Annotated in this window: 21 protein-coding genes; 20 read left to right on the top strand and 1 reads right to left on the bottom strand. The window is 35.7% G+C overall.

The window, feature by feature from the left end:
• The first annotated feature begins 165 nt into the window (after positions 1-165).
• Positions 166-780 (top strand): class I SAM-dependent methyltransferase, encoded by a 615-nt coding sequence (locus DBX25_RS08235; protein WP_108670305.1) that lies wholly within the window; start codon positions 166-168, stop codon positions 778-780.
• Positions 781-819: 39 nt separating this feature from the next.
• On the opposite strand, the gene DBX25_RS08230 is transcribed toward DBX25_RS08235, so the two are convergent.
• Positions 820-1,326, bottom strand: a complete 507-nt coding sequence (locus DBX25_RS08230; RefSeq protein ID WP_108670304.1) for a CBO0543 family protein — start codon at positions 1,324-1,326, stop codon at positions 820-822.
• A 133-nt stretch (positions 1,327-1,459) separates the two neighbouring features.
• Between DBX25_RS08230 and DBX25_RS08225 the strand changes: the two genes are divergently transcribed.
• The 19 genes from DBX25_RS08225 to DBX25_RS08135 all read left to right on the top strand — a co-directional run bounded on the left by DBX25_RS08225 (position 1,460) and on the right by DBX25_RS08135 (position 21,504).
• Complete coding sequence (locus DBX25_RS08225; protein ID WP_108670303.1) at positions 1,460-1,996, top strand: DUF3231 family protein; 537 nt, start codon at positions 1,460-1,462, stop codon at positions 1,994-1,996.
• Positions 1,997-2,350: 354 nt separating this feature from the next.
• Positions 2,351-2,887 (top strand): CPBP family intramembrane glutamic endopeptidase, encoded by a 537-nt coding sequence (locus tag DBX25_RS08220; RefSeq protein ID WP_108670302.1) that lies wholly within the window; start codon positions 2,351-2,353, stop codon positions 2,885-2,887.
• A gap of 81 nt (positions 2,888-2,968) precedes the next feature.
• The gene (locus DBX25_RS08215) at positions 2,969-4,222 is read left to right on the top strand and encodes a helix-turn-helix domain-containing protein (protein ID WP_108670301.1); all 1,254 of its coding nucleotides are present in this window, start codon (positions 2,969-2,971) and stop codon (positions 4,220-4,222) included.
• Positions 4,223-4,235: 13 nt separating this feature from the next.
• The gene (locus DBX25_RS08210) at positions 4,236-4,715 is read left to right on the top strand and encodes a GNAT family N-acetyltransferase (protein ID WP_108670300.1); all 480 of its coding nucleotides are present in this window, start codon (positions 4,236-4,238) and stop codon (positions 4,713-4,715) included.
• A 644-nt stretch (positions 4,716-5,359) separates the two neighbouring features.
• On the top strand, positions 5,360-6,685 hold the full coding sequence (locus DBX25_RS08205) for a Na+/H+ antiporter NhaC family protein (protein WP_108670299.1): 1,326 nt from the start codon (positions 5,360-5,362) through the stop codon (positions 6,683-6,685).
• 182 nt (positions 6,686-6,867) lie between these two features.
• On the top strand, positions 6,868-7,335 hold the full coding sequence (locus DBX25_RS08200; RefSeq protein WP_240620212.1) for a tetratricopeptide repeat protein: 468 nt from the start codon (positions 6,868-6,870) through the stop codon (positions 7,333-7,335).
• A gap of 258 nt (positions 7,336-7,593) precedes the next feature.
• Complete coding sequence (locus DBX25_RS08195) at positions 7,594-9,375, top strand: stalk domain-containing protein (protein WP_108670298.1); 1,782 nt, start codon at positions 7,594-7,596, stop codon at positions 9,373-9,375.
• A gap of 23 nt (positions 9,376-9,398) precedes the next feature.
• On the top strand, positions 9,399-10,265 hold the full coding sequence (locus tag DBX25_RS08190; protein WP_108670297.1) for a phosphate ABC transporter substrate-binding protein: 867 nt from the start codon (positions 9,399-9,401) through the stop codon (positions 10,263-10,265).
• Positions 10,266-10,344: 79 nt separating this feature from the next.
• Complete coding sequence (gene pstC / locus DBX25_RS08185) at positions 10,345-11,274, top strand: phosphate ABC transporter permease subunit PstC (RefSeq protein WP_108670296.1); 930 nt, start codon at positions 10,345-10,347, stop codon at positions 11,272-11,274.
• Entirely contained in the window at positions 11,274-12,164 is an 891-nt protein-coding gene (pstA, locus tag DBX25_RS08180) for a phosphate ABC transporter permease PstA (protein ID WP_108670295.1), read from the top strand. Before pstC ends, pstA begins: the two co-directional genes overlap by 1 nt.
• An 87-nt stretch (positions 12,165-12,251) precedes the next feature.
• A complete protein-coding gene (locus DBX25_RS08175) occupies positions 12,252-12,668 on the top strand; it encodes a hypothetical protein (protein ID WP_108670294.1) in 417 nt (138 codons plus the stop codon).
• A gap of 39 nt (positions 12,669-12,707) precedes the next feature.
• Positions 12,708-12,875, top strand: a complete 168-nt coding sequence (locus DBX25_RS20540; protein WP_157950917.1) for a hypothetical protein — start codon at positions 12,708-12,710, stop codon at positions 12,873-12,875.
• A 59-nt stretch (positions 12,876-12,934) separates the two neighbouring features.
• Entirely contained in the window at positions 12,935-13,474 is a 540-nt protein-coding gene (locus tag DBX25_RS08170; protein ID WP_108670293.1) for a GNAT family N-acetyltransferase, read from the top strand.
• 209 nt (positions 13,475-13,683) lie between these two features.
• Entirely contained in the window at positions 13,684-14,751 is a 1,068-nt protein-coding gene (locus DBX25_RS08165; protein ID WP_108670292.1) for an undecaprenyldiphospho-muramoylpentapeptide beta-N-acetylglucosaminyltransferase, read from the top strand.
• Positions 14,752-14,875: 124 nt separating this feature from the next.
• Positions 14,876-15,151: a hypothetical protein gene (locus tag DBX25_RS08160; protein ID WP_108670291.1), complete on the top strand. Its 276-nt coding sequence runs from the start codon at positions 14,876-14,878 to the stop codon at positions 15,149-15,151.
• Positions 15,152-15,466: 315 nt separating this feature from the next.
• Entirely contained in the window at positions 15,467-16,549 is a 1,083-nt protein-coding gene (locus DBX25_RS08155; RefSeq protein WP_108670290.1) for a metallophosphoesterase, read from the top strand.
• Positions 16,550-16,846: 297 nt separating this feature from the next.
• Positions 16,847-19,144 carry an RNA polymerase recycling motor HelD gene (helD, locus tag DBX25_RS08150; RefSeq protein ID WP_108670289.1) on the top strand — a complete coding sequence of 766 codons (2,298 nt, stop codon included), beginning with the start codon at positions 16,847-16,849 and terminating at the stop codon, positions 19,142-19,144.
• Positions 19,145-19,511: 367 nt separating this feature from the next.
• A complete protein-coding gene (locus DBX25_RS08140) occupies positions 19,512-19,991 on the top strand; it encodes a GNAT family N-acetyltransferase (RefSeq protein ID WP_108670287.1) in 480 nt (159 codons plus the stop codon).
• A 322-nt stretch (positions 19,992-20,313) separates the two neighbouring features.
• Complete coding sequence (locus DBX25_RS08135) at positions 20,314-21,504, top strand: glycine C-acetyltransferase (protein WP_108670286.1); 1,191 nt, start codon at positions 20,314-20,316, stop codon at positions 21,502-21,504.
• Positions 21,505-21,516: the final 12 nt, after the last annotated feature.

The following is a 21,516-nucleotide window of genomic DNA, read 5'->3' as shown; positions in this document are numbered from 1 at the left end:
AGTCGGATTGAATGACTTTTTGGGCTTTTTTCTTTGTTGGAATCATGAATTTTCCGAATAGGATTGTTTTATTACCGAAAATCAATTTTTTTTACCAAAAACACCAAATATATTACCGAAACCCCACTCTTTATTACCAAATCCAAAATTTTAAGGAGAATCCGTATGAATAATTCCTGGAACAAAGTAATTTACAAGTTGTGGTCGCCGATTTACGATCATTTTTTTAATGCTGGACCGTTTCAAAAAGCACGGCAAGCTGTTTTCTCAAATATACCCTTTAAGAGACAAGATAAAATTCTATTTGTAGGCGTAGGAACAGGAGTAGATTTGTTGCGAATCCCAATAGATCATCTTGACATCACAGCTATCGATTATTCAGAGGATATGTTAGAACAGGCAAAAAAGAAATTCCCTAATTCCTCTATAAAATTTCATCAAATGGACGCGCAAAAACTTCAATTTGAAGAGCAATCTTTTGATTTCGTTGTCGCTAGTTTGTTACTAAGTGTTGTACCTAATGCAGAAAGTGCCATTAATGAAATGGCAAGGGTCACAAAAGATGGTGGACAAATAATAGTGTTTGATAAATTTCTGCCTCCTGGAGGGAAGCTTTCCTTAACTAAACAAGTCATGAGGCCAATCATTGGAATACTAGGGACAGATATTAGTATCTCTTTTGAAAGATTACTAGATAAGTGTTCGTACCGTTTACATATACTTGAAGATCGCCCTGTATTGTTTAATGGAATGTATAGGAAATTAGTATTGAAGAAATGAGTTTTGAGGTAAAGCCCCTTTAAATTCGAAGGGGCTGATTTATTTTATAGGAACATGGAAAATCTGAAGTAAAAAAATGATTAAAACAAAGGATAATCCATACGTTAAAAGAGGTCGGGTATAGTGAAGGCGAATCATCCCATACATCGTCGAATAAAACAGGATTTCCATCCAGAATTCATACCCATGTTGCAGGAGTAATCTTCCATACTTATAAAAAGGGTATTCAATAATCAACGACCCGACGACCCAAAGTAATATGAAACGCCCCTGTTCTAAGAAATTGGATTTGAATGGATAAAACGTCAAAAATAATAAACATATCGCAGGTAAAATAATGAAAGAGTACAAAATATCCACAATGACATGAGAATTCGGTAAAAAATCAGGCTCGTATTTCCATAACAGGTGATTCCTACACAATACGTTATAAAGTAAATTACAAGTAGTGACATAAAAAAGAGTAAGGGCATAGTTCTCCCATTGTCGCCAATTACCTTTCCAAATCGCAACACTAAGAAGTCCCGTAGCTAACAATACATGCATAACATTCTCCCAATCATGTTGATGTCATTTTATTTTTTCCAAACATCCAAAAATAAAACAGGAATTTAGTAGGATAACTTCTATACACTTGGGAAAATTATAGAATATCTAAAATCATGAAGAGGGTGATGTTATGAACCCATTTGAAGTGTTAAAAGATGCATTCTTACCTTTATTGGATGGTGAAAAAAAACCATTGCATGTTGGGGAAGTCATGAATCTATGGTTTTATTTAACAGGAACGGAACAGACGTTAAGAGGAGACCAAATTTCCTATAATATCGTTCAAGACGAGGAATTAAAGGAAAAGCTAAAGGATATTATCGAAAACGTACATCGTCCAATGGTGAATGAATTGCAGGAATTCTTTCGGAAAGAAGGAATCCCATTACCGAACACAACTCCAGAAAAACCATTTGGGGACTATCGATCTATCCCTGATGGGGCCAAATTTACAGATGAAGAAATCGCTAACTTTCTAGCCTATAATCTTGTGGTTGGTATCAATGCAGCAACACGTGGTTTGACCGAGGCAGTTAGAACCGATGTGGGATATATGTTCATGAAATATCAAATGATGAAAGTAACCTTTGCCCTTACTTTAAAAGAGTTAATGATTAGAAAGGGATGGATTAAAATCCCGCCATACTACAACCAAAACCAACTGTGATTACGGTTGGTTTTTTCAATTTCTATTAACACAACTCTGGAAAAAGGTGGTAAAATCTGGTTGAGGTTAAGATTTTTACAGAGGAGTATATTTTTATGAAAAAGTCAATCCTATCATTTATATTCATGTACTTCATTTTATCGAGTTATTTTTATTTACTACCAAAAGTTTTTCCTATGAATGATATCGTTCGATTTTTCCATCTTATCTCCTTTTTAGGGTTATCCTTGCTAGTTTCAAAGGTGTTTTTCAAGAGAGGATGAAGCCTACGGACTTATTTTCTTTAAAGGGTGGAGAAAGAACCTCGGTACAGGTTTTCTTTTAGGGTTTCTGGCATGGACGGTTTTATTTCTATTGTACGTATGGTTCGGTCGATACGAGGTAACTGGAGTACATCCGTTTGGTAAAAGTGTAATGTCTGTGTTTGTTGTATTAATCGGCTTTTTCCTTGGATCTCTTATGAACGATATGTTGGTCAGGGGAATCGTTTTTGCAATCTTCAAGGACAAACTGACATTTCCATATCTATTTTTGATAGCCTTAATTCTTTACGCACTCGATGATGCTTGGAATGAGGGGTTTAGTGTAAATAATACGATTTTTTCGCTCGCATTGGGACTAAGTTTAACTTATGCGTTTTTTAAGACGAATTCTATTTGGATGAATACAGGAATTCACTTTGGCATCAATGTGGTGTATGGACTGTTTTTTGGTGTATCTGGAAAAGCTGGGGATGGTATTTTCTTGTTTACCGTCAATGAGAAAGTGCAGTTGTTTACTCCTTGGTTGTCGACGATGGTGGCCCTATTATTATTTGGATTAGTTTATCTTTTTTTCGAGAAGAAATCGAATAATGTTAAATCTTCCGTACCAATACCAAATAAAATTTGAAAAAAAAAAAAAAATTATGGAACTTATTTACTTTTTCTTCGTCAAATTATTAGACTATTTCTAAAATTCATGGAGGTTCCAATGAATATAGGAGAAAGAATACGCCAACTTAGGCTACATTCAAATAAAAAACAACATGAATTTCTTAATGGTATCACTTCCAATACATATTTAAGTCGAATCGAGAATGGACAGATTCCTCCTTCTGAAAATTTTCTTCAGCAAATTTCTGAACAGGAGAACTTTGATATATCGCTTTTGGTGTTAAACGAAGCGAAGAAAATCCAAGAGAAAGTCTTGAATATAGCAGATGACTTTTGGAGTAGAAAAAAACTTAATCAGGATGATTTGTTGTTCTTGAAAATGATTTCTTCAGAAAACCATGAATTAGAAATAAGGATTCGGTTATTCAGTATTTTGATCATGTATTATGCGGATAAAGACCTTGAACTTTCAAAAGAGTATTATGATTTATCGTTAAGTGTGTTGCCTAACGATTCTAGTGAAGAATTAATTGGAGCTTACTACTATTACTATAGGGCATGTTTAGAACGGTTTTTGCATCTCCAAGACTTTGTAAAGGCAGAGGACTATGTAAACCGGATGGAGCCTTGGGCAGAACAAATGGGTGAAAAAGAAGTCGCCATTTTTCAGTATTATTTAGGTTTTCTTTATCACCATCATAAACAAGATCACACTATCAGCATGCAATACTGTGAAAAAGCTTACCAATATTTCATAAAGATGAGAGATACAGATTGGGTAATAGAGACGTTAGCTTTAAGGGGGGTCCAACAACACCAAAATGGAGAATATGATAAATCAATAGAATGTATGCACCAGTTGGAACAATTGAGTATCCAAAATCAAAAGGTGCTCGAAAACAAAGGGTTCATCACCTATTATCTTGGCTTGAATCTGAGAGATATGGGGAAAACCGAAGACGCCATTTCCTATTTCAAAGAAACCATCACAGTGTATCAAAATCAAGGAAAAGCGCTGAACATGATTTGCCCCCATGCACGCCTATCTGAGATATATATGGAGTTAAAGGAATGGAGTTTAGTTGATCACCATTTGAACAGGGCATATCAAATGGCAAAAGAACACAATATCATTTACAGCTATATTGAATTAAGTCTATTAAAAGCCAAGCTCTATAAGCTAAAGCTAGAAGATGCTAAGTTTGAAAAAGTGATGAATAAACTTTTGAATTACTGTCTTAGAGAGAAGCAACTCGCATCAGCTAAGGAAGTGGCAAAGGAATTAGGAAAGTACTATTACGAGAAGAGGGCCTTTAAAAAAGCTGCGGCATTTTTATATGAGGCCCTATAAGAAAGGGAATACTATGAATCTGCAATTACGAGACGTTACGAAACAAAACTTTTTTGACATCATCAATTTGAAATCAGAGCTAGAGCAGGAAAAGAAATTTCAGCTGTTTGAAACGATGGTGGGATCGAATGCTTTCTTCATTGCACTCGCGAGTGTCGAAGGCTGGAAGAATCGTGCCATCTATGACGGTGAAACACTGATTGGATTCGGTACCTACGGACTCGATTCAGAAAACAATCGCTACGAAATGGTAAGCATGATGCTTGGACACCAGTTCCAAGGTAAAGGATATGGAGTACCAGCCATGCAACTTATCCTGGATGACATGGTAGCTAATCTGGATAACTGCAACGAAATCTATCTAACTGTTATTCCATTCAACAAAGCTGCCATCCATCTCTACAAAAAGCTAGGATTTGAGCCTACAGGTGAAATCTTCAAAGCCCATCATGATGAGCACGTATATCGGTTGAAGGTGAAGCAGGAGGCTTAAATTGTATTATAAATAGAAACAAGGAGTTGCAAATTGCAGCTCTTTTTTTCATGGGGAAAAAATGTAATGAAGAAAAAACTATCTATACTTTTAATAGGGTAGTTATTTTAGGTAGAAATACCACTAGTGCTAATCCTGGTATAAGGTGTGGCTTTTTATCGTATTTGTGGTAGCAATCTAAAAGGCAGGAATTACTAGTAGTATTACCTCATAATGTTGGGATAAAACTGCCCTGTTCCTACACCTAAAGTCGTAGGAAACTTACATCCATTATACGTTTAATAATCAGTGTTTTCTGCATAAAATGGAAACAAATAGAAATTTATTCTATATTAATGGAGTGAACTAATATGAAGCTTGTAAATAACTTTGTCCATGCAGGTAATAATATTATTTTGGCTGGAGTGTATATTGGGGTAGTGGTGGTAATATCATTGTTATTTCATTAAGAGATTATGAGATTGCGATATCTCTGTGTAAAAGGTATATGGTAGTATCAGAAGGGAAGAGTTAAATTTATTTGAAATAGATTATGGTATGGATTCTTTAAGATAGATAGCATTTTTGGGGAGATTTTGAGGAGGGACACGGCCAAACGAGTCACCTCCTCATACATAATAGGAAGACTTAGGAGTTATAAATAGATGAATTTTTCTAGACGTGCTTTTGCAGAAGGAAATATTAGTTTTCTTATACTTTGTACGATACCATTTCTGATGCTGTCGGTGTTATTCAGTATCCCCTTGGTAATTGGGATCTTGCCTGGAATAGGGTATCTTCTTTGGATTGTGAGAAGGAAAAAAGCTACTTGGAAAGAGATTTTGCAATCTGGAATCCGGGGACTAAATAAAAATAAAGAAGTATTATTTTTGTTATTATTCTTGGCCATTTTACTGCCTTCATTAGTAACCGGTGGTGCTACGGATAGTCTAACGAACATTGCGGTCCATTTGATATCAATGAAATACTTTTTCTTGTCAGCATTTTTTATAGCTTTATTTGTTTCTATGCTATTAGGTTCCACAATCGGAACTTTAAGTATCATCGGGATTCCAATCATGAACTTGGCTATGGAATTTGATTTACCCATAGAGATTGTTGCAGGCGCATTGATTTCCGGAGCATTTGTCGGTGATCGAACCTCACCTTTATCTGGAGCCTTCAATTTAGTGCTTACAACTGTAGGTATATCTAGGAAGACTCACTTTTTTGCAATCATGCCAAGTACGTTATTAAGTATAGGGACCTGTATGATACTGTTTATCGGATTAGATTTAACGGTAGAAAAAACATTATTCACGACCCTTTTCGTCCAGCAATTCACAGGACAGCACATGATTTCTCTTTTACCTGTTGTGGTTTTGATAGGTTGCTTATTATTAAGAATGAAGTTGATTCATAGTTTCATATATAGTCTTATTGTGTCGTTTTTATTGAATACATTACTGTACCAAATAAATTTCTTTGAATTATTGACTAATATCTGGGGTGGGATCAAGCCAGTTGGAGGACTGGGAGGTTCATTGAACTTCATTCTTTTTGTTGCTTTAACCGCGATTTTTACACAGTGGTTGGAGGATTATCATCTTCTAGACCAATTGAAATTACATTCAGAAGGAAAACAAAGTTCCCTTGGTAGACATACTGTCCAATCTGTAAAATTTGGCGCACTTCTCTCCATCGTTTCGCCTAACCAATCTTTTCCCATCATTATTGCGGGCAATACGTTGAAGGAGGAATGGAAGGAGGCTGGGGTAAGTAATTTGAGCCGAATCATCAGCGATACAGTCTTGCTTTTTGCAGGGATTGTACCTTGGAGCTTATTAGCGGTCGTATCTGCATCCATCGTTAAGGTTGATGTGCTAGCCTATGCGCCGTATGCTCTTTTCATTTGGTTATCACCGCTTGCCACGATCCTTTACGCATACAGTAAAGATTGGTATGGAAAGAAAAGGGTTCAAGTTGGATAAAGAGTGATTGCAATGATAATTAAATTCGTCTTTATCTCATATCGATGTTAAGAAGAGAATATGCATCCCGATAATAGACAGGCACTCACTGCTTGTCTTTTTTTTGTTTTATTAAATACGCTTACGAATAAAAAAAAGTGGCGATACTAGAATTATTTATTCTTTCCCTAGTAGGTGTATGAATGGACAACCCTTATTTCTGGATGCTTTTTTTGTTGATCGGTTTAGTTATCATTCGTAGCGTATATAAAAGGAAAAGGCCACTTACGAAATATAAGCACTTCCGTGACCGTGCTTTTGATTTGGAGATGAAGAAGAAATACCATGAAGCCATTGAAGTAAAGCAAAAAGCCTTAGAACTAGACACCCTTACTAATCTTGAGAGGGCGGACTTGAATTTTAATATTGGTGGGACGTATCTTACATTGAATGACTACGAGAAAGCGGCTCCTTACTTTGATAAAGCCTTTGAATTAGCACAAACGGAAAAATACCCATATGATAAACAATACGAAAAAGTCATTGATGCATATGTCCGAGCTGGGAGAAGAGAAGACGCCATTGCACTTTTAGATCAATTATTAGAAAGGCAGAGCTATGATAAAGGTTTTAGAAAGTTACAGTCTGTTAAAGAAGACCTGTTAAGTTAAGGTAATATCAATAAATTAGTAGAAGTCCAGTTTTCATGACGAAGCTGGATTTTTTTATTTTGGTAATGTTCTAAAAATTTACAGTGTTTTACAAATTCGAACAATATAAATTTACATTCTTCATGTTAAATTCATATCCACTTAATAAATTGGAAATATAATACTCTCAGATTAGTCAATTTGGAGGTGGACACACAGTTTTCAGGGGGGCAATAGTCACGAGTATATCTATATCAAGAAAGATACGGAGGAATTTGAATGAAGCGTCCAATATCAAGTTTGGTCATTGCTTCTGCTGTGTTAGTTGGAAGTGCTTATACACCTAGTTTGCTAGGAAGTGTGAAGGCAGCAACTGTACAGCAAGCACAAGGTGTCCTTAAAGAAAAAGCCATTGTCACAGGTATTGCAAAAGAAATTCAGTATGCAATGTCAAACAAACATAAGCAATATTCCTTAAATCAATTAGCTGGCTTCATGGCTGCAAATGTTACATATGACGTAAAAACAAAAACATTCACCACTACAAAAATTAGTGGGAATAAAAAGTATTCAATCGTTTTAAAATCAAACTCAACTACTGCTCTAGTAAATGGAAAAAAAGTAAAGTTAACATTTCCACCTAAACAAATAGGAAAGTCGCTATTTGGGGATGCGAAAACTTTCTTACAGGCGTTAGGTGGAGATATATTAATAGACAATGGTCTACTAATATCAACAAATGGACCGATTAAATTTGAAACGGCCAAACTTAACGTTGAAGGCACATCAACAACAGTAAAGGCAGTCAAATTAAGTGGAAAACAGCTTTATTCCGTTCAAGATATCGCTAAATTGTTCGGAGCAACCGTGAAAATCGACAAAAACAGTAGTGTAATGGTTTCTAAACCAGGAACAGCGATCACTATGAATTTGCACCAAAACATATTGATGAAAAATGGGAAATCTGTCAAGGTTAACGGATTTCCACTGTTATCAAAAGGGACAGTCTACACAGAATTAAAGGATATCGTATCTGCTCTAGGTGGAGAGGCAATAGCTGAAAATGGTGGATTTATTGCCAAAACTCCTTTGATGAGTGGTGACACCTATAACCCGAATTGGGTGAATGGCTCTACGGTTCTAGTAACGAATGAAACGGAAACGGATTCTCGTTCTTACATATTAGATACGGTCAGTAAAAAAGCTTTAGTAGATATTAATGGAACTGAAGTATCCGTTTCACCTGATGGAAAAAAAGCAGTATTCACGAATGAATCAGGCTTTATCTATCTTATGGATCTAACAACTAAGCAGGTTTCTCCTTTAAATGAAAAAGATGATAACGAAAAGTTTGAATTTGTTTGGACGAAAGATGGTCAAAAGATTTACTTCTTCAAAGGCAAAGAAACAAAAGACATCGCGACTGTTAATCTAGCAGATGGAACAATTAAAACGGTGTACACAGATTCTTTTACCTATAAGACGAACCTAAAACTTTCTGCAGATGAAAAGAACGTGATTTATACAGTAGGTAAAGAAGGAAAAACAAATTATACAACACCAGATTCTGAAGGAAATACAGATGTCGATAATATCGATTTAAAAGATACTGAGCCTCAGATTAACGTCTTGGATTTAACTGCAACAGAAATTAAGCCAGTCATCCTAACTAATACAATTGACAACAAAGCTAACTCCGCGTTCTTGCTTGATGGGTCAGTAGTTTTCACAAGCTATGATGTAGAAGGTGAAAACACACCAATCCTTTACATGATCGGCAAAAATCAAAAGTTGACTGCTCTTGTAACAAACAAGGACATTCTTTCAACAATAGTAACGTCACAGGGAAAAATTATGATTTTAGTAGCTGAGACTAATGGATCAAGCATTTACCAAGTGAATCCAACAAACAAAAGCTTAACTAAGGTAGTTTCTACATCGTTAGACCTTACTTCATTTACTATATCGAATGATGGAAAAATAGCTGTTACTGTTGCAAGTGACAATGGTGAGAGAGTACTAGTTTATAAGAATGGTTCTTTTGAAACATTAACTAAATAATATTACAAAAGGAGATTTCAAACATGAAGTTCAATCTTTTAAAACGCTTATCGGTTGCAACTATGGCAGTTGTGGCAACAGTTGGTTTAACTTTTGGTGGTTTTACCGAAAAAGCAGAAGCAGCATCTGTTTCTGGTAAGGTAGTCATTGCTGGGTCAACAGCTCTTCTTCCGTTGACTAACCAGGCTAAAAAAGAATTCACAAAGCTAAATCCAAGAGTTTCAATTTCCGTTTCAGGTTCTTCATCCATTGCTGGTCCACAATCAGTATTGAAAGGGTCTGCTACTCTAGGTGCATGTGACTGGGATGCGACTCAATCAGTTCCTGGGTATAAAGCATTCAGCGGACTAAAGGCACATAAAATTGCGGTTATCCCATTTGCAACAATCGTTAATAAAGAAAATCCTGTAAAAAGCTTGACTACAAAACAACTACAAGACATCTTTTCAGGAAAAATTAAGAACTGGAAGCAAGTAGGCGGCAAGGATGAAGAAATCGTGGTTGTTAACCGAAAAAGTGGTTCTGGAACACGTGTAAACTATCAAATGAAGGCATTAAAAGGCTCAAGCTTCATGTCTGGCGGTAATTATAAAGAAGTTGGAAAAAGTGGTGAGATGGCTTCAGCTGTAGAATCTAATCCAAATGCAATTGGCTTCACAGACTTAGCTTATGTAAAAGGAAACATTAAGGCTTTGGCTTACAATGGTGTCCCTGCAACGGTTGATAACGTAATCAATGGTAAATATACGGTTTGGGGTTATGGTTACCTTTTAACAAAAGGCGAGCCTAAAGGTGCTGCAGCAGCATTTATCAAATATATGCAAAGCAGCAAATTCCAAAATGGTTCATTAAAAACATTAAAGTTCGTTCCAATCAGTAAAGTAAAATAATCTCTGGTTTTCCCCTCTCTCTCATATAAAAGATGCCAGTCCGAATAGGGCTGGCATTCAGTTAATTTTCGGAGGTTTTATGGCTAAACTTGAACACGAATTAAAAACTCACTTACCCGTCAATCATTTACTACATAAAAAAATAAAAGCAAAGTATCTTTCAAACTCTGTATTTAAGATACTATGTTTCATAAGTGCCTTTTTACTTGGTTTAGTATTATTATCTATCGTTATTTTTATTGGTAAAACAGGCTTATTAGTATTTAAGGATGTGTCCATCACAGAGTACTTTTTTTCAACCACCTGGGATCCTTACACAGAAAAATATGGTGCAGCAATATTTATCATAGGGACATTGTCATTAACTGCTTTGACTATGGTAATTGCTGTTCCAATTTCTCTTGCTATAGCTATATTTATTGTAGAAATAGCCCCGGGTTGGTTAAAGGGAGTCATTCGCCCACTACTTGATTTATTGGTTGGAATCCCATCCATCATTTATGGGTATCTAGGTTTAACAATACTAATCCCTTTATTAATGGATGCTACTGGTGCAATAATGGGGGATGGTTTATTAGCTGCATCTTTAGTCCTGACCTTGATGGTCTTACCGACGATCGCAAGAATTAGTGATGATGCGATAATGGCTGTCCCAAGTGAATTAAGAGAAGCTAGTTATGCACTTGGTAGTTCACGTTTTCAAACAATTGTGAAGGTGGTACTACCAGCGGCGAAACCTGGGATTTTGACGGCAATTATTCTAGGGATGGGACGTGCACTTGGAGAAACAATGGCTGTCGTCATGGTCATCGGAAACACAGCCCAGTTTCCAGAGACCTTATTAACGCCAACTTCGGTATTAACAAGTAATATTGTTATGCAAATTTTGGATGTGCAGTTTGACTCGACTTGGAATTATGCATTATACATGATGGCTTTTTTACTGTTGATGATCTCAATCATCATGATATTGATTGTAAGAAGAATTCGTGCAAAAGGTGAAGTATGATGAAAGATACAAGATTTAGAACAAATGCGAAGAATAGAGCATTTAATAGGTTTGCTGATAAAGTGTTTACTTATGTTTTGTGGGGGATTACCCTTTTTGCTATATCAATTATTCTATTGTTATTACTAAGAATATTATCTAAAGGATTATCCTTCATTTCTTTGGATTTTTTGATTGGAATCCCAAGTGAACTAGAAGCAGGAGGCGGAATTGGACCATTTTTATTCTGCTCCTTCTACGTTCTTTTCATAGCCATGGTGATTTCTCTTCCAATTGGCATCGGTTCTGGCATTTATTTAGCCGAGTATGCACCAAACAACAAAATGACAGAATGGATCAGAACATGTGTAGAAGGCTTAGCTTCCGTTCCTTCCATTGTGTTCGGATTATTTGGATATGTATTGTTTGTGGATGTATTCGAGATTGGCCTCACCGTTATTGGTGCCGCAGTCACTCTTTCATTGTTAAATCTTCCTATAATTACACGTGTAACGGAGGAAGCAATTCAAGCCGTACCTCAAGATTTAAGGGAGGCTTCGTATGCACTAGGAGCTACGAAGTCCAACACAATCATGCGGGTGGTGATTCCAGCTGCTTCATCAGGGATTATTACAGGAATCAGCCTGGCAGCATGCCGTGCCTTTGGTGAATCTGCTGTCATTCTATTAGCAGGGGGAACGAGTGCATCCGATAAAATGTGGGACTTCAATTTGTTTTCACAAGGAGCAACACTTCCTGTTCATCTCTGGTATGTACAGTCGGAGGCTCTTGTTGAGGATGCTAAAGAGATTGCAGATAAATCTGCCGCTATATTGGTATTTATCATCTTGTTAATCAGTTCAACATTAAGATTGCCTTTATGGATAAGAAAATTACGACTAAAAGGATAAATAAATGTTTAAGGGGACCTTGAAAAGAAAAAGGTCCTCTTCTTTTTTAAAAGGTAAATGGTAATATATTGTAAAGGGGGCGTATGGATGAAATATTTTTCAGTATTCATACTTACTATCATCATACTGTTTGGGTGCACAAAGAATCCTCCGAAACAGCCGGATCCAGACGATATTTCAAGAGTTGATGTACAGAAGGTAGAAGCGGATGGAAAATATACTGATGAAGTCCTAATTGCAGATGCCAAAAGCTTATTAACCATAAAAAAAGCAGTTAATAATATTAGCTGGTCGAAGGCAAAAGCAGAAATGTCTAAGAGAGAAGATATTAAAGCAACCCTTTTTTACAAATGGGATAAAAACCAGCCTGAGCTTTTGTTTGAATATAGAATTTGGTTTAACAAGGACGATTCAGCGACGATTATTAGTAATAATTCGATTGAAAACTACGGACAGCTGGAGAAGGACTTAGCGGTCAAACTACGTAAGGCATTGACTGAATAATAAACATGGGTCTTGATTTAAAAGGGAGGGTTGTATTTAATGACAAATAAAAAAGAAGAACGCGAAGATGGCTTTCTAAAGGGAGTCCTTTATGAAATTCGTGATAGCATCATTTTTCAAATTGTATACAGCATACTCTCTTTCATTCCAAGAATGCTGTTTCGTTTAGTGCGGGGACTTTTTTCAATATTTGATGACTGGTTCTGAATGAGATAAAGTTTCCATTTTAGAAAAAACTGTTTATGTGAAAAAGAGGAGAAATAATTATGAAACAGGGAACCACCGTTTATATTAGAGCTTTAAATAAAGAGGATGCCAAGGATTTACTTACATTACAAGTGGAAAATCGAGAGTTTTTTGAAAAATTTTCAATGGGAAGGAAATCGGATTATTATACTTTAGAAGGACAATTGGAGAGAATACAATCTGCTACGGAAAGAATGGAAAGAGATGAAGATTACTATTTTGGTATTTTCCTAAATGATACAAATGCTTTGATCGGTACAATCAATCTTTTCCAGGTCATTCGAGGTTCGCTGCAAAGCGCATTCATTGGGTACTTTTTGGATAAAAACCATAATGGAAAAGGGTACACCACAGAAGCCACGAAATTAATTGTGGATTATGCCTTCAATGAGTTGAGCTTACATAGGATAGAAGCTGGTGTCATGCCACACAATATCGGATCGATTCGAGTGTTGGAAAAAGCGGGCTTCCATAAAGAAGGATTGGCCATTAAAAATGTGAAAATCAATGGGAATTGGGAAGACCATCAAGTGCTTGCAATCATTAATCCGAATGATTGAGAGAACTTGTCTCGTCTCATTTTCGCAAAATAAAATAGACACATAAAATGTGCCTATCAAGGAGGAGAAACTAAATAGAAACTGGTACTAAGATAAGTATATGTAGAACTTTTGTAAAATGATTTTGTTTTTTACAATTATTATTCGTAATAGTACAAAAGGTGTGTAGAATAGAAATAAGACCAATTACTAATGCATCTGGAGGCATTATGTCAGAAAAAACGATTGTTTTTACGGGCGGAGGGTCCGCTGGTCATGTGACACCAAATATAGCCATTATTGACGAAATCAAGGATAAGGGTTGGGATTTACATTACGTCGGTTCCAGAAACGGAATTGAAAAGGAACTGATTCAAAAAATCAACATCCCCTACCATGGAATCAGCAGTGGTAAATTAAGAAGATATATCGATTTTGAAAATGTGGTGGATATGTTTAGAGTACTAAAAGGGTGTATTGAAGCCCGAGCTGTATTGAGGAAGTTAAAGCCCAATTTGGTTTTTTCTAAAGGTGGATTCGTTTCGGTCCCAGTGGTGATTGCGGCTAAATCATTGAAAATTCCAATCTTTATGCATGAAAGTGATATGACACCTGGTTTGGCAAATAAGATTTCACAAAGGGTTGCCACTAAAATTTTTACTTCTTTTGACGAAACGAAAAAGTATTTTCCAAAGGACAAAACACATGCGATTGGCTCACCTATCAGAAAAGAGATTTTTGCAGGTTCAGCAGAACGTGGAAAAAGATTTCTAGGATTCAATAATCGTCTACCGATTCTTACCATAATGGGAGGAAGTCTCGGAGCTAAGAAAATTAATGAGACAGTCCGGGCTTCATTGAATTCATTACTTAAGAGGTACCAAATCGTGCATCTTTGTGGGAAAAATAATTTGGATAGCTCGTTAACTAACCTCGCTGGTTATAAACAATTCGAATATGTCCATGAAGAACTTCCAGATATTTTGGCAGCAACGGATGTTGTAATCACACGTGGTGGATCCAATGCAATTTTTGAATTTTTGGCATTAAGAATTCCGATGCTCATTATTCCTTTAAGCAAACAGCAAAGTAGAGGCGATCAAATTTTAAATGCAAAATCTTTTGAGGAAAAAGGGTATGCACTTACGTTAGAAGAAGAAAGTCTAACAAGTGTTTCATTGATTCCGCATTTAGAAAAGCTCCAACAAAAAAGTGAAGAATACAAGCAAAACATGATACGTTCCAATAAAGGTGATGCATTAAAGACGCTTCTAGATGAAATCGAGAAATTCCTATAATTCAAAAGAAAAGCTGTCATTTTAGGCAGTTTTTTATTTATAATAAAGTTACAGAAAATTATGAAACCTTTAATTAGACTCCTCGTAAATAGTAAAAGATGGAAAACTATGAAGAGGTGAGGATATGTATTTGTATTTAATGATAGTTGGATTTCTAATTTTCTTAGCTTTAGCTGTATACTGCGTGATAAGGCTACAGGTTCATTTTGGAAGGGACAAAAAAACTTTATGTAACAATTGTTCCAACATGATTAACTCTTCTCAAATTGTATGTAATTATTGTGGTGCATTTTTAGATAAAAAAACAGGGTATGAATCCAAGGCTATTCGTTATATGGAAAAAAGTGTAGACCATAAAATGAATATCCCAATGGAAAAAATGGGGAAAAAAATCAAGTAATAATTATGTTGAGCATAGTTTGAAGAAATTAGGATGATAAAGAAATAAGTGTAGAACAAATGAAACTATTTTAAGTCTCGAAATCTCACATTTACTTTTCTGAATCACATTAAAAAATTGGAAGTGCCTAAGGCAAACGGCAGACGCTAGGAGTTGGGAATATGGGTTTACTTATACTAATGGGTGTCATGACATCCATTTTGAAGTTAGTGGTACTTGTCCTCGGAATTTATATTGTGCTTTCTGTATTCAAGAGGGAAAAGGTATGAGGCTTGGATAAGCCAAGTAAAGGAAAAAAATAGGGGAAATCCATCGATGCTAAACACGAAATTCATTCATTTAAACCAAGAAAAAAGAATCATCTTCACATCAGATATTCACGGAGACCTTGAGCTTTTAAAGAGATTGTTAAGCAATCTTCATTTTAGCGACCAAGATGTACTTTTCATAAACGGTGATATGTGTGAAAAAGGACCAAATAGTCTAGGTGTGATCCGATATCTAATGGAGTTAACGGAACAAACAGCAAAGGTACATGTTTCACAAGGAAATTGTGATGTTTTGATTCAATATGTACTTGATGAGAATGATAGAATTCTCAATTATATGAAAAAGCAGAAGTTGTCCTTATTGAATGAACTGCTTACAGAACAAGGGAAGGTATTGGATGATTTTGTGTCTATTAAGGATTTGCGTGCATTCTATCTAGAGCATTATTGGAAGGAAATTGAATGGCTGCGAAGTCTACCTGCTGCCCACGAAACAGAAGACTTTATTATAATCCATGCTGGGATTGATCAAAACGAAAACTGGAAGGAAACCAGTTTGCAAAATGCTTTATCGTTGCCAGCCTTTTATGAAAAAGGTCATGTCGCAGATAAAACTGTAATCGTGGGGCATTGGCCAGTCATCAATTATCGCCCAACCTCAATTAGTAACAACAATCCTCTGATCGATCTTGATAGAAAGATGATATGTATAGATGGTGGCAATCGATTAAAGACAGATGGGCAGTTGAATGCTTTGATATTTGAAAATGGTTGTTACTCAAATACATATGTTGACCACCTATATGAAATGATACTGATTCAATACTCTTTTGATTCACCATCAGATTATGTTGGAACTGTCACCTACCCGAATTACCATTTAAAGAAACTCGTTGAGCAAGACTTCTTTACATTATGCGAGAATGTAAATTTAGGAATCCAACAATGGGTGAAAAATGAATATATTATTGAAAAAAACGATGGAATCTATTGTAAAGATGATTTAAGCACGACTTTGTTATCGGTAGCAGAAGGAGAGCAAGTATTCATCATAGACGACAGCTGCGCTGGATATGTATTAATCAAAAAGAATGGTGAAGTTGGGTGGGTTCCAAGGGGCTGTTTGTGATATTTATTCTGAAAATATATTGGCAACAATGAAGTAAGTCGACATATTTGTTAATACTAGCTTTCTCACTGTGAGCCAAGTTTTCTGTATTTTTTACCATGCATGATTGACGTAAATAAGGCCTGTTGTTATAATAATCTTCCACCTAAGAATAGAAAAAATTGTTAATTAATTTGATATAATAGAAGTTTGGATCAGAACATTTGTTGACTGATCCTTATTTTTGTCTATTTTTCACCTACATAGAAGTGAAATAACCGACAATTCTCAAGCTATAAAGGATGTGAAAGAGCATTTATGACCAATGAAAAACTAGCTTCTTTATTAAATCATCCAGACTACCAAAAAGAAATTGAGTATTTAGAGTTCACTAAGTTTTATATTAATGCCATCCTTGAAACATCGAGAGGTAGAAAAGAAAGCTTTGAGGAGAGTATTAAGCAATCATTTACTGATTTAGATCATTTGGACAGTAGTTTGCATTATATCAATCTATTAACAAATGCCAATTTCCTTCAGTTAGCCCAATCACAATTGAAAAGCTTAGAAAGTGTATTAAATAAACCGTATTTCTCTCGAATAAATTTTCAAATTAAAGATGGGAAAGAAGAAATCCTCTACATTGGGAAAACGTCGCTGTTTGACCGTGAGAATCAACAGCCAATCATTGTTGACTGGCGCTCACCAATCGCCAATGTTTATTATGATGGCCGAATCGGTGAAGTAACATATGATGTGAACGGAGAAGAGCGAGAGGGTTATTTGTCCTTAAAGCGACAGTATCAAATTGAAGACGGTAAATTAAAGGATTTCCGAGATATCGACTTAACTACACATGATGAGCTGCTTCAGGAATCTTTAGCTGGCAATGCGGATAATCGATTATCAGAAATCGTTTCAACCATTCAAAAGGAACAAAATGACGTTATCCGTGCTTCGCTTAGACATCCCATCATTGTCCAAGGGGCAGCAGGTAGCGGGAAAACCACTATTGCTCTCCATCGCATCTCGTATTTCTTATATACAGCCGGTGATCAATTCCAACCGGAAAAATTAATGATTTTGGCACCTAACCGATTGTTTATTGACTATATTTCCGATGTCCTTCCTGAACTAGGGGTCAATAAAATCAAGCAGACGACCTTCCTGGATTATATGCAGGAGAGCTTAGGTGGAAAAATCAAGGTAACTCCACCTTCAAATAAGCTTTTAGCAATTGTTGAGGGGAAGGAAGAGTCCCAACAACTCAAATGGATTTCATCGTTTAAAGGATCTTTAGCTTTTAAGGAAGTATTAGATAAGTACATTAAGGATATTGAAAAAAGTTTGGCTCCATTAGAAGATTTCAATGTGGAGAATTTTAGATTATTAAGAGGTACTAAGCTTAAGAGGCTATTTTTGAAAGAATATACATACCTTCCTATATATAATCGCTTGGATAAAATCAAAGGAATCCTTGCCAGTCATTTAAAAACGAAACGAAAAACGATTGTTTCCACGATTGAACAAAGATATGATGATGCCCTTGACCGTGCCCTTTATCGAATAAAGGATGCAGAAAAGAGACGAGAAAAAGTTACAAGCTTGTTAGACCAAAAGGAACAGCGATTAAGTGATATTCAAACTGAACTCAAAACGGCGATTAATCGCTATATGAAGCAATTCCAAAGAAACACGATATTCCAGTTGTATAAAGAATTGATGACTTCTGAGGAATTGCTCATGTCTTATTCTTCTCTGACTCCTAGTGAAACTTCGATTCTGACTGATTACTGCCAAAGAGTTTTTAAAAAAGGTCATTATGAAATGGAGGATTTGGCACCTCTATTTTATTTGAAAGCAATGTTCACTGGAATAGACAGTGAACTAAAAATGAAAAGCGTTTTCATCGATGAAGCCCAAGACTTCAGTTATTTTCAATTTGCTGCTTTAAAAGAAGGATTACAAACTGACTTATTTACAATCGTTGGAGATCTTGCACAGGGAATCCATTCTTACCGAGGGTTAAATAGCTGGGAGCCATTAGTAAACGAGATTTTCCCAACCGCTAATTATCATGCCTTACAGAAAAGCTACCGAACCACCGTTGAAATCATGGAATTGGCGAACGAGATAATGGAACTAATGCCAGAAGATTTACCGAAAGTCGATCCTGTAGTAAGACATGGCCCAAAACCTGCTTTCAAAGCAATAAACGAAAAAGATATTTTGAAGGTTTTGGAACAGGATATTAAGGCTCTTTATTATGAAAACTTTAATTCAATTGCAATCATCGGTCGTACCGAAAGGGAATGTAAAAAGATCGAAGCATTATTTAATAATAGCGACATTGAAACACAGGTTCTCGATGAAATGATTGATATGAAGAAGGGATATGTTTCAATCGTTCCATCACATCTAGCAAAAGGATTAGAGTTTGATGCTGTATTAATGGTTTGCTTAGATGAAACATATTCGGATCAAGAATTAGACATTAAACTCCTTTATGTTGGAATGACAAGACCTATGCATCGTTTGACACTATATGGGAGGAACCGTTCGGACTTTTTACTCCATCAAATAGACGAAATAAAAAAATTTTACACAATAAACTAATGGTGCAACAGCCCTTAGTTTTTTTGTTTTAGTTATTTCCTAACTTAAAAATAAATAGTAAAATTATTCTGTAAATACTTTTTTTACCAAATAAACGGAATAGAGAGGAAGGGAATCACACTATGTTCATAGCTATTATTATGTTAGTCGTCCTTCCGATTGTAGGATTCATATGGTTCTTAAATTTTATAACATTACTAAAGAAAATAAGAGACCGTGAATTTATTAATAATCATTTAGCGTGGGGAGCTTTTTTAACTATTAGTTTTGTGTTCTTGTTTATGTTTTCTCTTGTAAGTCTTAATTAAACGAAGTTTCAGTACTTCAATCAAGCTGCCAAGGTAACAAATAGTGAGGAGATTTAGTGATGGCATTATTAGAAAAAGTAACAGTTGATAAAAAAGAAACGCTTGGGAATTTATTAGAGTTTTATGTTTATGAATTCTCAAAAATCATTGATATTCATTTGGATGAAAATGGTCGTTATGGTTTCGAAAGATTGGATTCCTATTTTACAGATCCTACTATTTTTCCTTATTTTATAAAGAAGGAAGGGAAGCTTGCAGGGTTTGTGATTGTAAGTAAAGGTGAAGAAGTGGATGATTTCGATTTTAATATTGATGAATTCTTTGTGATGAACCGTTATATGGGAACGGGTTTATCAAAGGAGGCAGCAATCGAGGTATTTAATCTATTTGTAGGTAAATGGCAGGTCGTTCAGATTGAAAAGAATTATCGTGCCCAAGCTTTCTGGCGCAAGGTTATTAAAGAATATACGAATAATACACATGAGGAATATTACGATAAGAATAGAAGATCCGTTCAGAAATTTACAAGCGGACAATAATTCTTAGGTGTTCCTAAAGATGAAAAAAGTCGGATATTAAATTCCGACTTTTTTTCATTATTTGAACGGACAAAGTGAAGAATCATATTCTAAAAGTTTTTCTTACTTTGCTTTTTAGAAATGTAAATATCCTTTTATCCCTATGGGAAACCTAATTTTTAGATATAAAAATAATTATAAAACCATGTCCTCTAGGAGTGCACAAGTTTGTAAAAGTATGATACATTATTTATGGATAAAGCTTAATATATCATGTATTTTACAGAAGTATTATTGTCTTTTTGGTAAATACACAATAGTGAATTGATAGGAGGCTTTACATATGTCGAGCAAAATATTAGATAAGTTTTTACATGAAAATTTAGAGGATTTACGAGACAAAGGTTTATATAATGTCATTGATCCTCTTCAAAGTCCAAATGGACCTATGATTACAATCAATGGTAATGAGTTAGTTAACTTATCTTCCAATAACTATTTAGGGTTGGCTACAGACCAGAGATTGAAGGATGCTGCTATTGAGGCCATCAACAAATTTGGTGTGGGTGCAGGTGCGGTTAGAACGATCAATGGTACTTTAGAACTTCACGTTAAACTGGAAGAAAAGCTAGCACAATTCAAGCATACCGAAGCGGCTATCGCATACCAATCAGGATTTAACTGTAATATGGCAGCGATTTCAGCTGTTATGGATAAAAATGATGCAATTCTTTCGGATGAGTTAAACCATGCATCCATCATTGATGGCTGCCGTCTTTCTAAAGCGAAAATCATCCGATTCAATCACTCAGATATGGATGATTTACGTGCAAAAGCAAAGGAAGCAAAAGAATCGGGTCAATATAATAAAATCATGGTTATTACAGATGGGGTTTTCTCCATGGATGGAGATGTTGCAAAGCTTCCTGAAATCGTACAAATCGCTGAAGAGTTCGACTTAATTACATATGTGGACGATGCTCATGGATCTGGTGTATTAGGAAAAGGTGCAGGAACAGTAAAACACTTCGGACTATCAGATAAAGTAGACTTCCAAATCGGGACTCTTTCGAAGGCAATCGGGGTTGTCGGCGGATATGTTGCGGGTAAAAAAGAACTAATTGACTGGTTAAAAGTTCGTAGTAGACCATTCTTGTTCTCTACATCGTTGACACCTGCTGATGTAGCAGCAAGCATTCGTTCCATTGAAATCCTTATGGAGAGTACAGAACTAAATGAGCGCCTTTGGGAAAATGCAAATTACTTGAAAAAAGGTCTAGTGGATCTAGGATTTAACATTGGAGACAGTGAAACTCCTATCACACCATGTATCATTGGTGATGAGGTAAAAACACAACAATTCAGCAAACGCTTGAATGAAGAAGGTGTGTATGCGAAATCCATCGTATTCCCAACAGTCCCACGTGGTACAGGTCGTGTTCGTAATATGCCGTCTGCCGCACATACAAAAGAAATGCTAGACCAAGCACTTGCGGTTTACGAAAAAGTAGGAAAAGAGATGGGGATTATTTAATGAAATCAGACC

This window comes from Peribacillus acanthi (assembly GCF_003073175.1).
Taxonomy (GTDB): Bacteria; Bacillota; Bacilli; order Bacillales; family DSM-1321; genus Bacillus_BN; species Bacillus_BN acanthi.
The sequence above is the reverse complement of the archived record's forward strand: the minus strand, read 5'-3'. Positions and strand labels throughout refer to the sequence as shown.

Coding starts and splice junctions, on each gene's coding strand:
- DBX25_RS08190 (WP_108670297.1), top strand. CDS start 9,399: ATGAAGTTCAATCTTTTAAAACGCTTATCGGTTGCAACTATGGCAGTT.
- helD (WP_108670289.1), top strand. CDS start 16,847: ATGACCAATGAAAAACTAGCTTCTTTATTAAATCATCCAGACTACCAA.
- DBX25_RS08235 (WP_108670305.1), top strand. CDS start 166: ATGAATAATTCCTGGAACAAAGTAATTTACAAGTTGTGGTCGCCGATT.
- DBX25_RS08200 (WP_240620212.1), top strand. CDS start 6,868: ATGGACAACCCTTATTTCTGGATGCTTTTTTTGTTGATCGGTTTAGTT.
- DBX25_RS08210 (WP_108670300.1), top strand. CDS start 4,236: ATGAATCTGCAATTACGAGACGTTACGAAACAAAACTTTTTTGACATC.
- DBX25_RS08225 (WP_108670303.1), top strand. CDS start 1,460: ATGAACCCATTTGAAGTGTTAAAAGATGCATTCTTACCTTTATTGGAT.
- DBX25_RS20540 (WP_157950917.1), top strand. CDS start 12,708: ATGACAAATAAAAAAGAAGAACGCGAAGATGGCTTTCTAAAGGGAGTC.
- DBX25_RS08215 (WP_108670301.1), top strand. CDS start 2,969: ATGAATATAGGAGAAAGAATACGCCAACTTAGGCTACATTCAAATAAA.
- pstA (WP_108670295.1), top strand. CDS start 11,274: ATGAAAGATACAAGATTTAGAACAAATGCGAAGAATAGAGCATTTAAT.
- DBX25_RS08165 (WP_108670292.1), top strand. CDS start 13,684: ATGTCAGAAAAAACGATTGTTTTTACGGGCGGAGGGTCCGCTGGTCAT.
- DBX25_RS08205 (WP_108670299.1), top strand. CDS start 5,360: ATGAATTTTTCTAGACGTGCTTTTGCAGAAGGAAATATTAGTTTTCTT.
- pstC (WP_108670296.1), top strand. CDS start 10,345: ATGGCTAAACTTGAACACGAATTAAAAACTCACTTACCCGTCAATCAT.
- DBX25_RS08135 (WP_108670286.1), top strand. CDS start 20,314: ATGTCGAGCAAAATATTAGATAAGTTTTTACATGAAAATTTAGAGGAT.
- DBX25_RS08195 (WP_108670298.1), top strand. CDS start 7,594: ATGAAGCGTCCAATATCAAGTTTGGTCATTGCTTCTGCTGTGTTAGTT.
- DBX25_RS08155 (WP_108670290.1), top strand. CDS start 15,467: ATGCTAAACACGAAATTCATTCATTTAAACCAAGAAAAAAGAATCATC.
- DBX25_RS08230 (WP_108670304.1), bottom strand. CDS start 1,326: ATGCATGTATTGTTAGCTACGGGACTTCTTAGTGTTGCGATTTGGAAA.
- DBX25_RS08140 (WP_108670287.1), top strand. CDS start 19,512: ATGGCATTATTAGAAAAAGTAACAGTTGATAAAAAAGAAACGCTTGGG.
- DBX25_RS08170 (WP_108670293.1), top strand. CDS start 12,935: ATGAAACAGGGAACCACCGTTTATATTAGAGCTTTAAATAAAGAGGAT.
- DBX25_RS08175 (WP_108670294.1), top strand. CDS start 12,252: ATGAAATATTTTTCAGTATTCATACTTACTATCATCATACTGTTTGGG.
- DBX25_RS08160 (WP_108670291.1), top strand. CDS start 14,876: ATGTATTTGTATTTAATGATAGTTGGATTTCTAATTTTCTTAGCTTTA.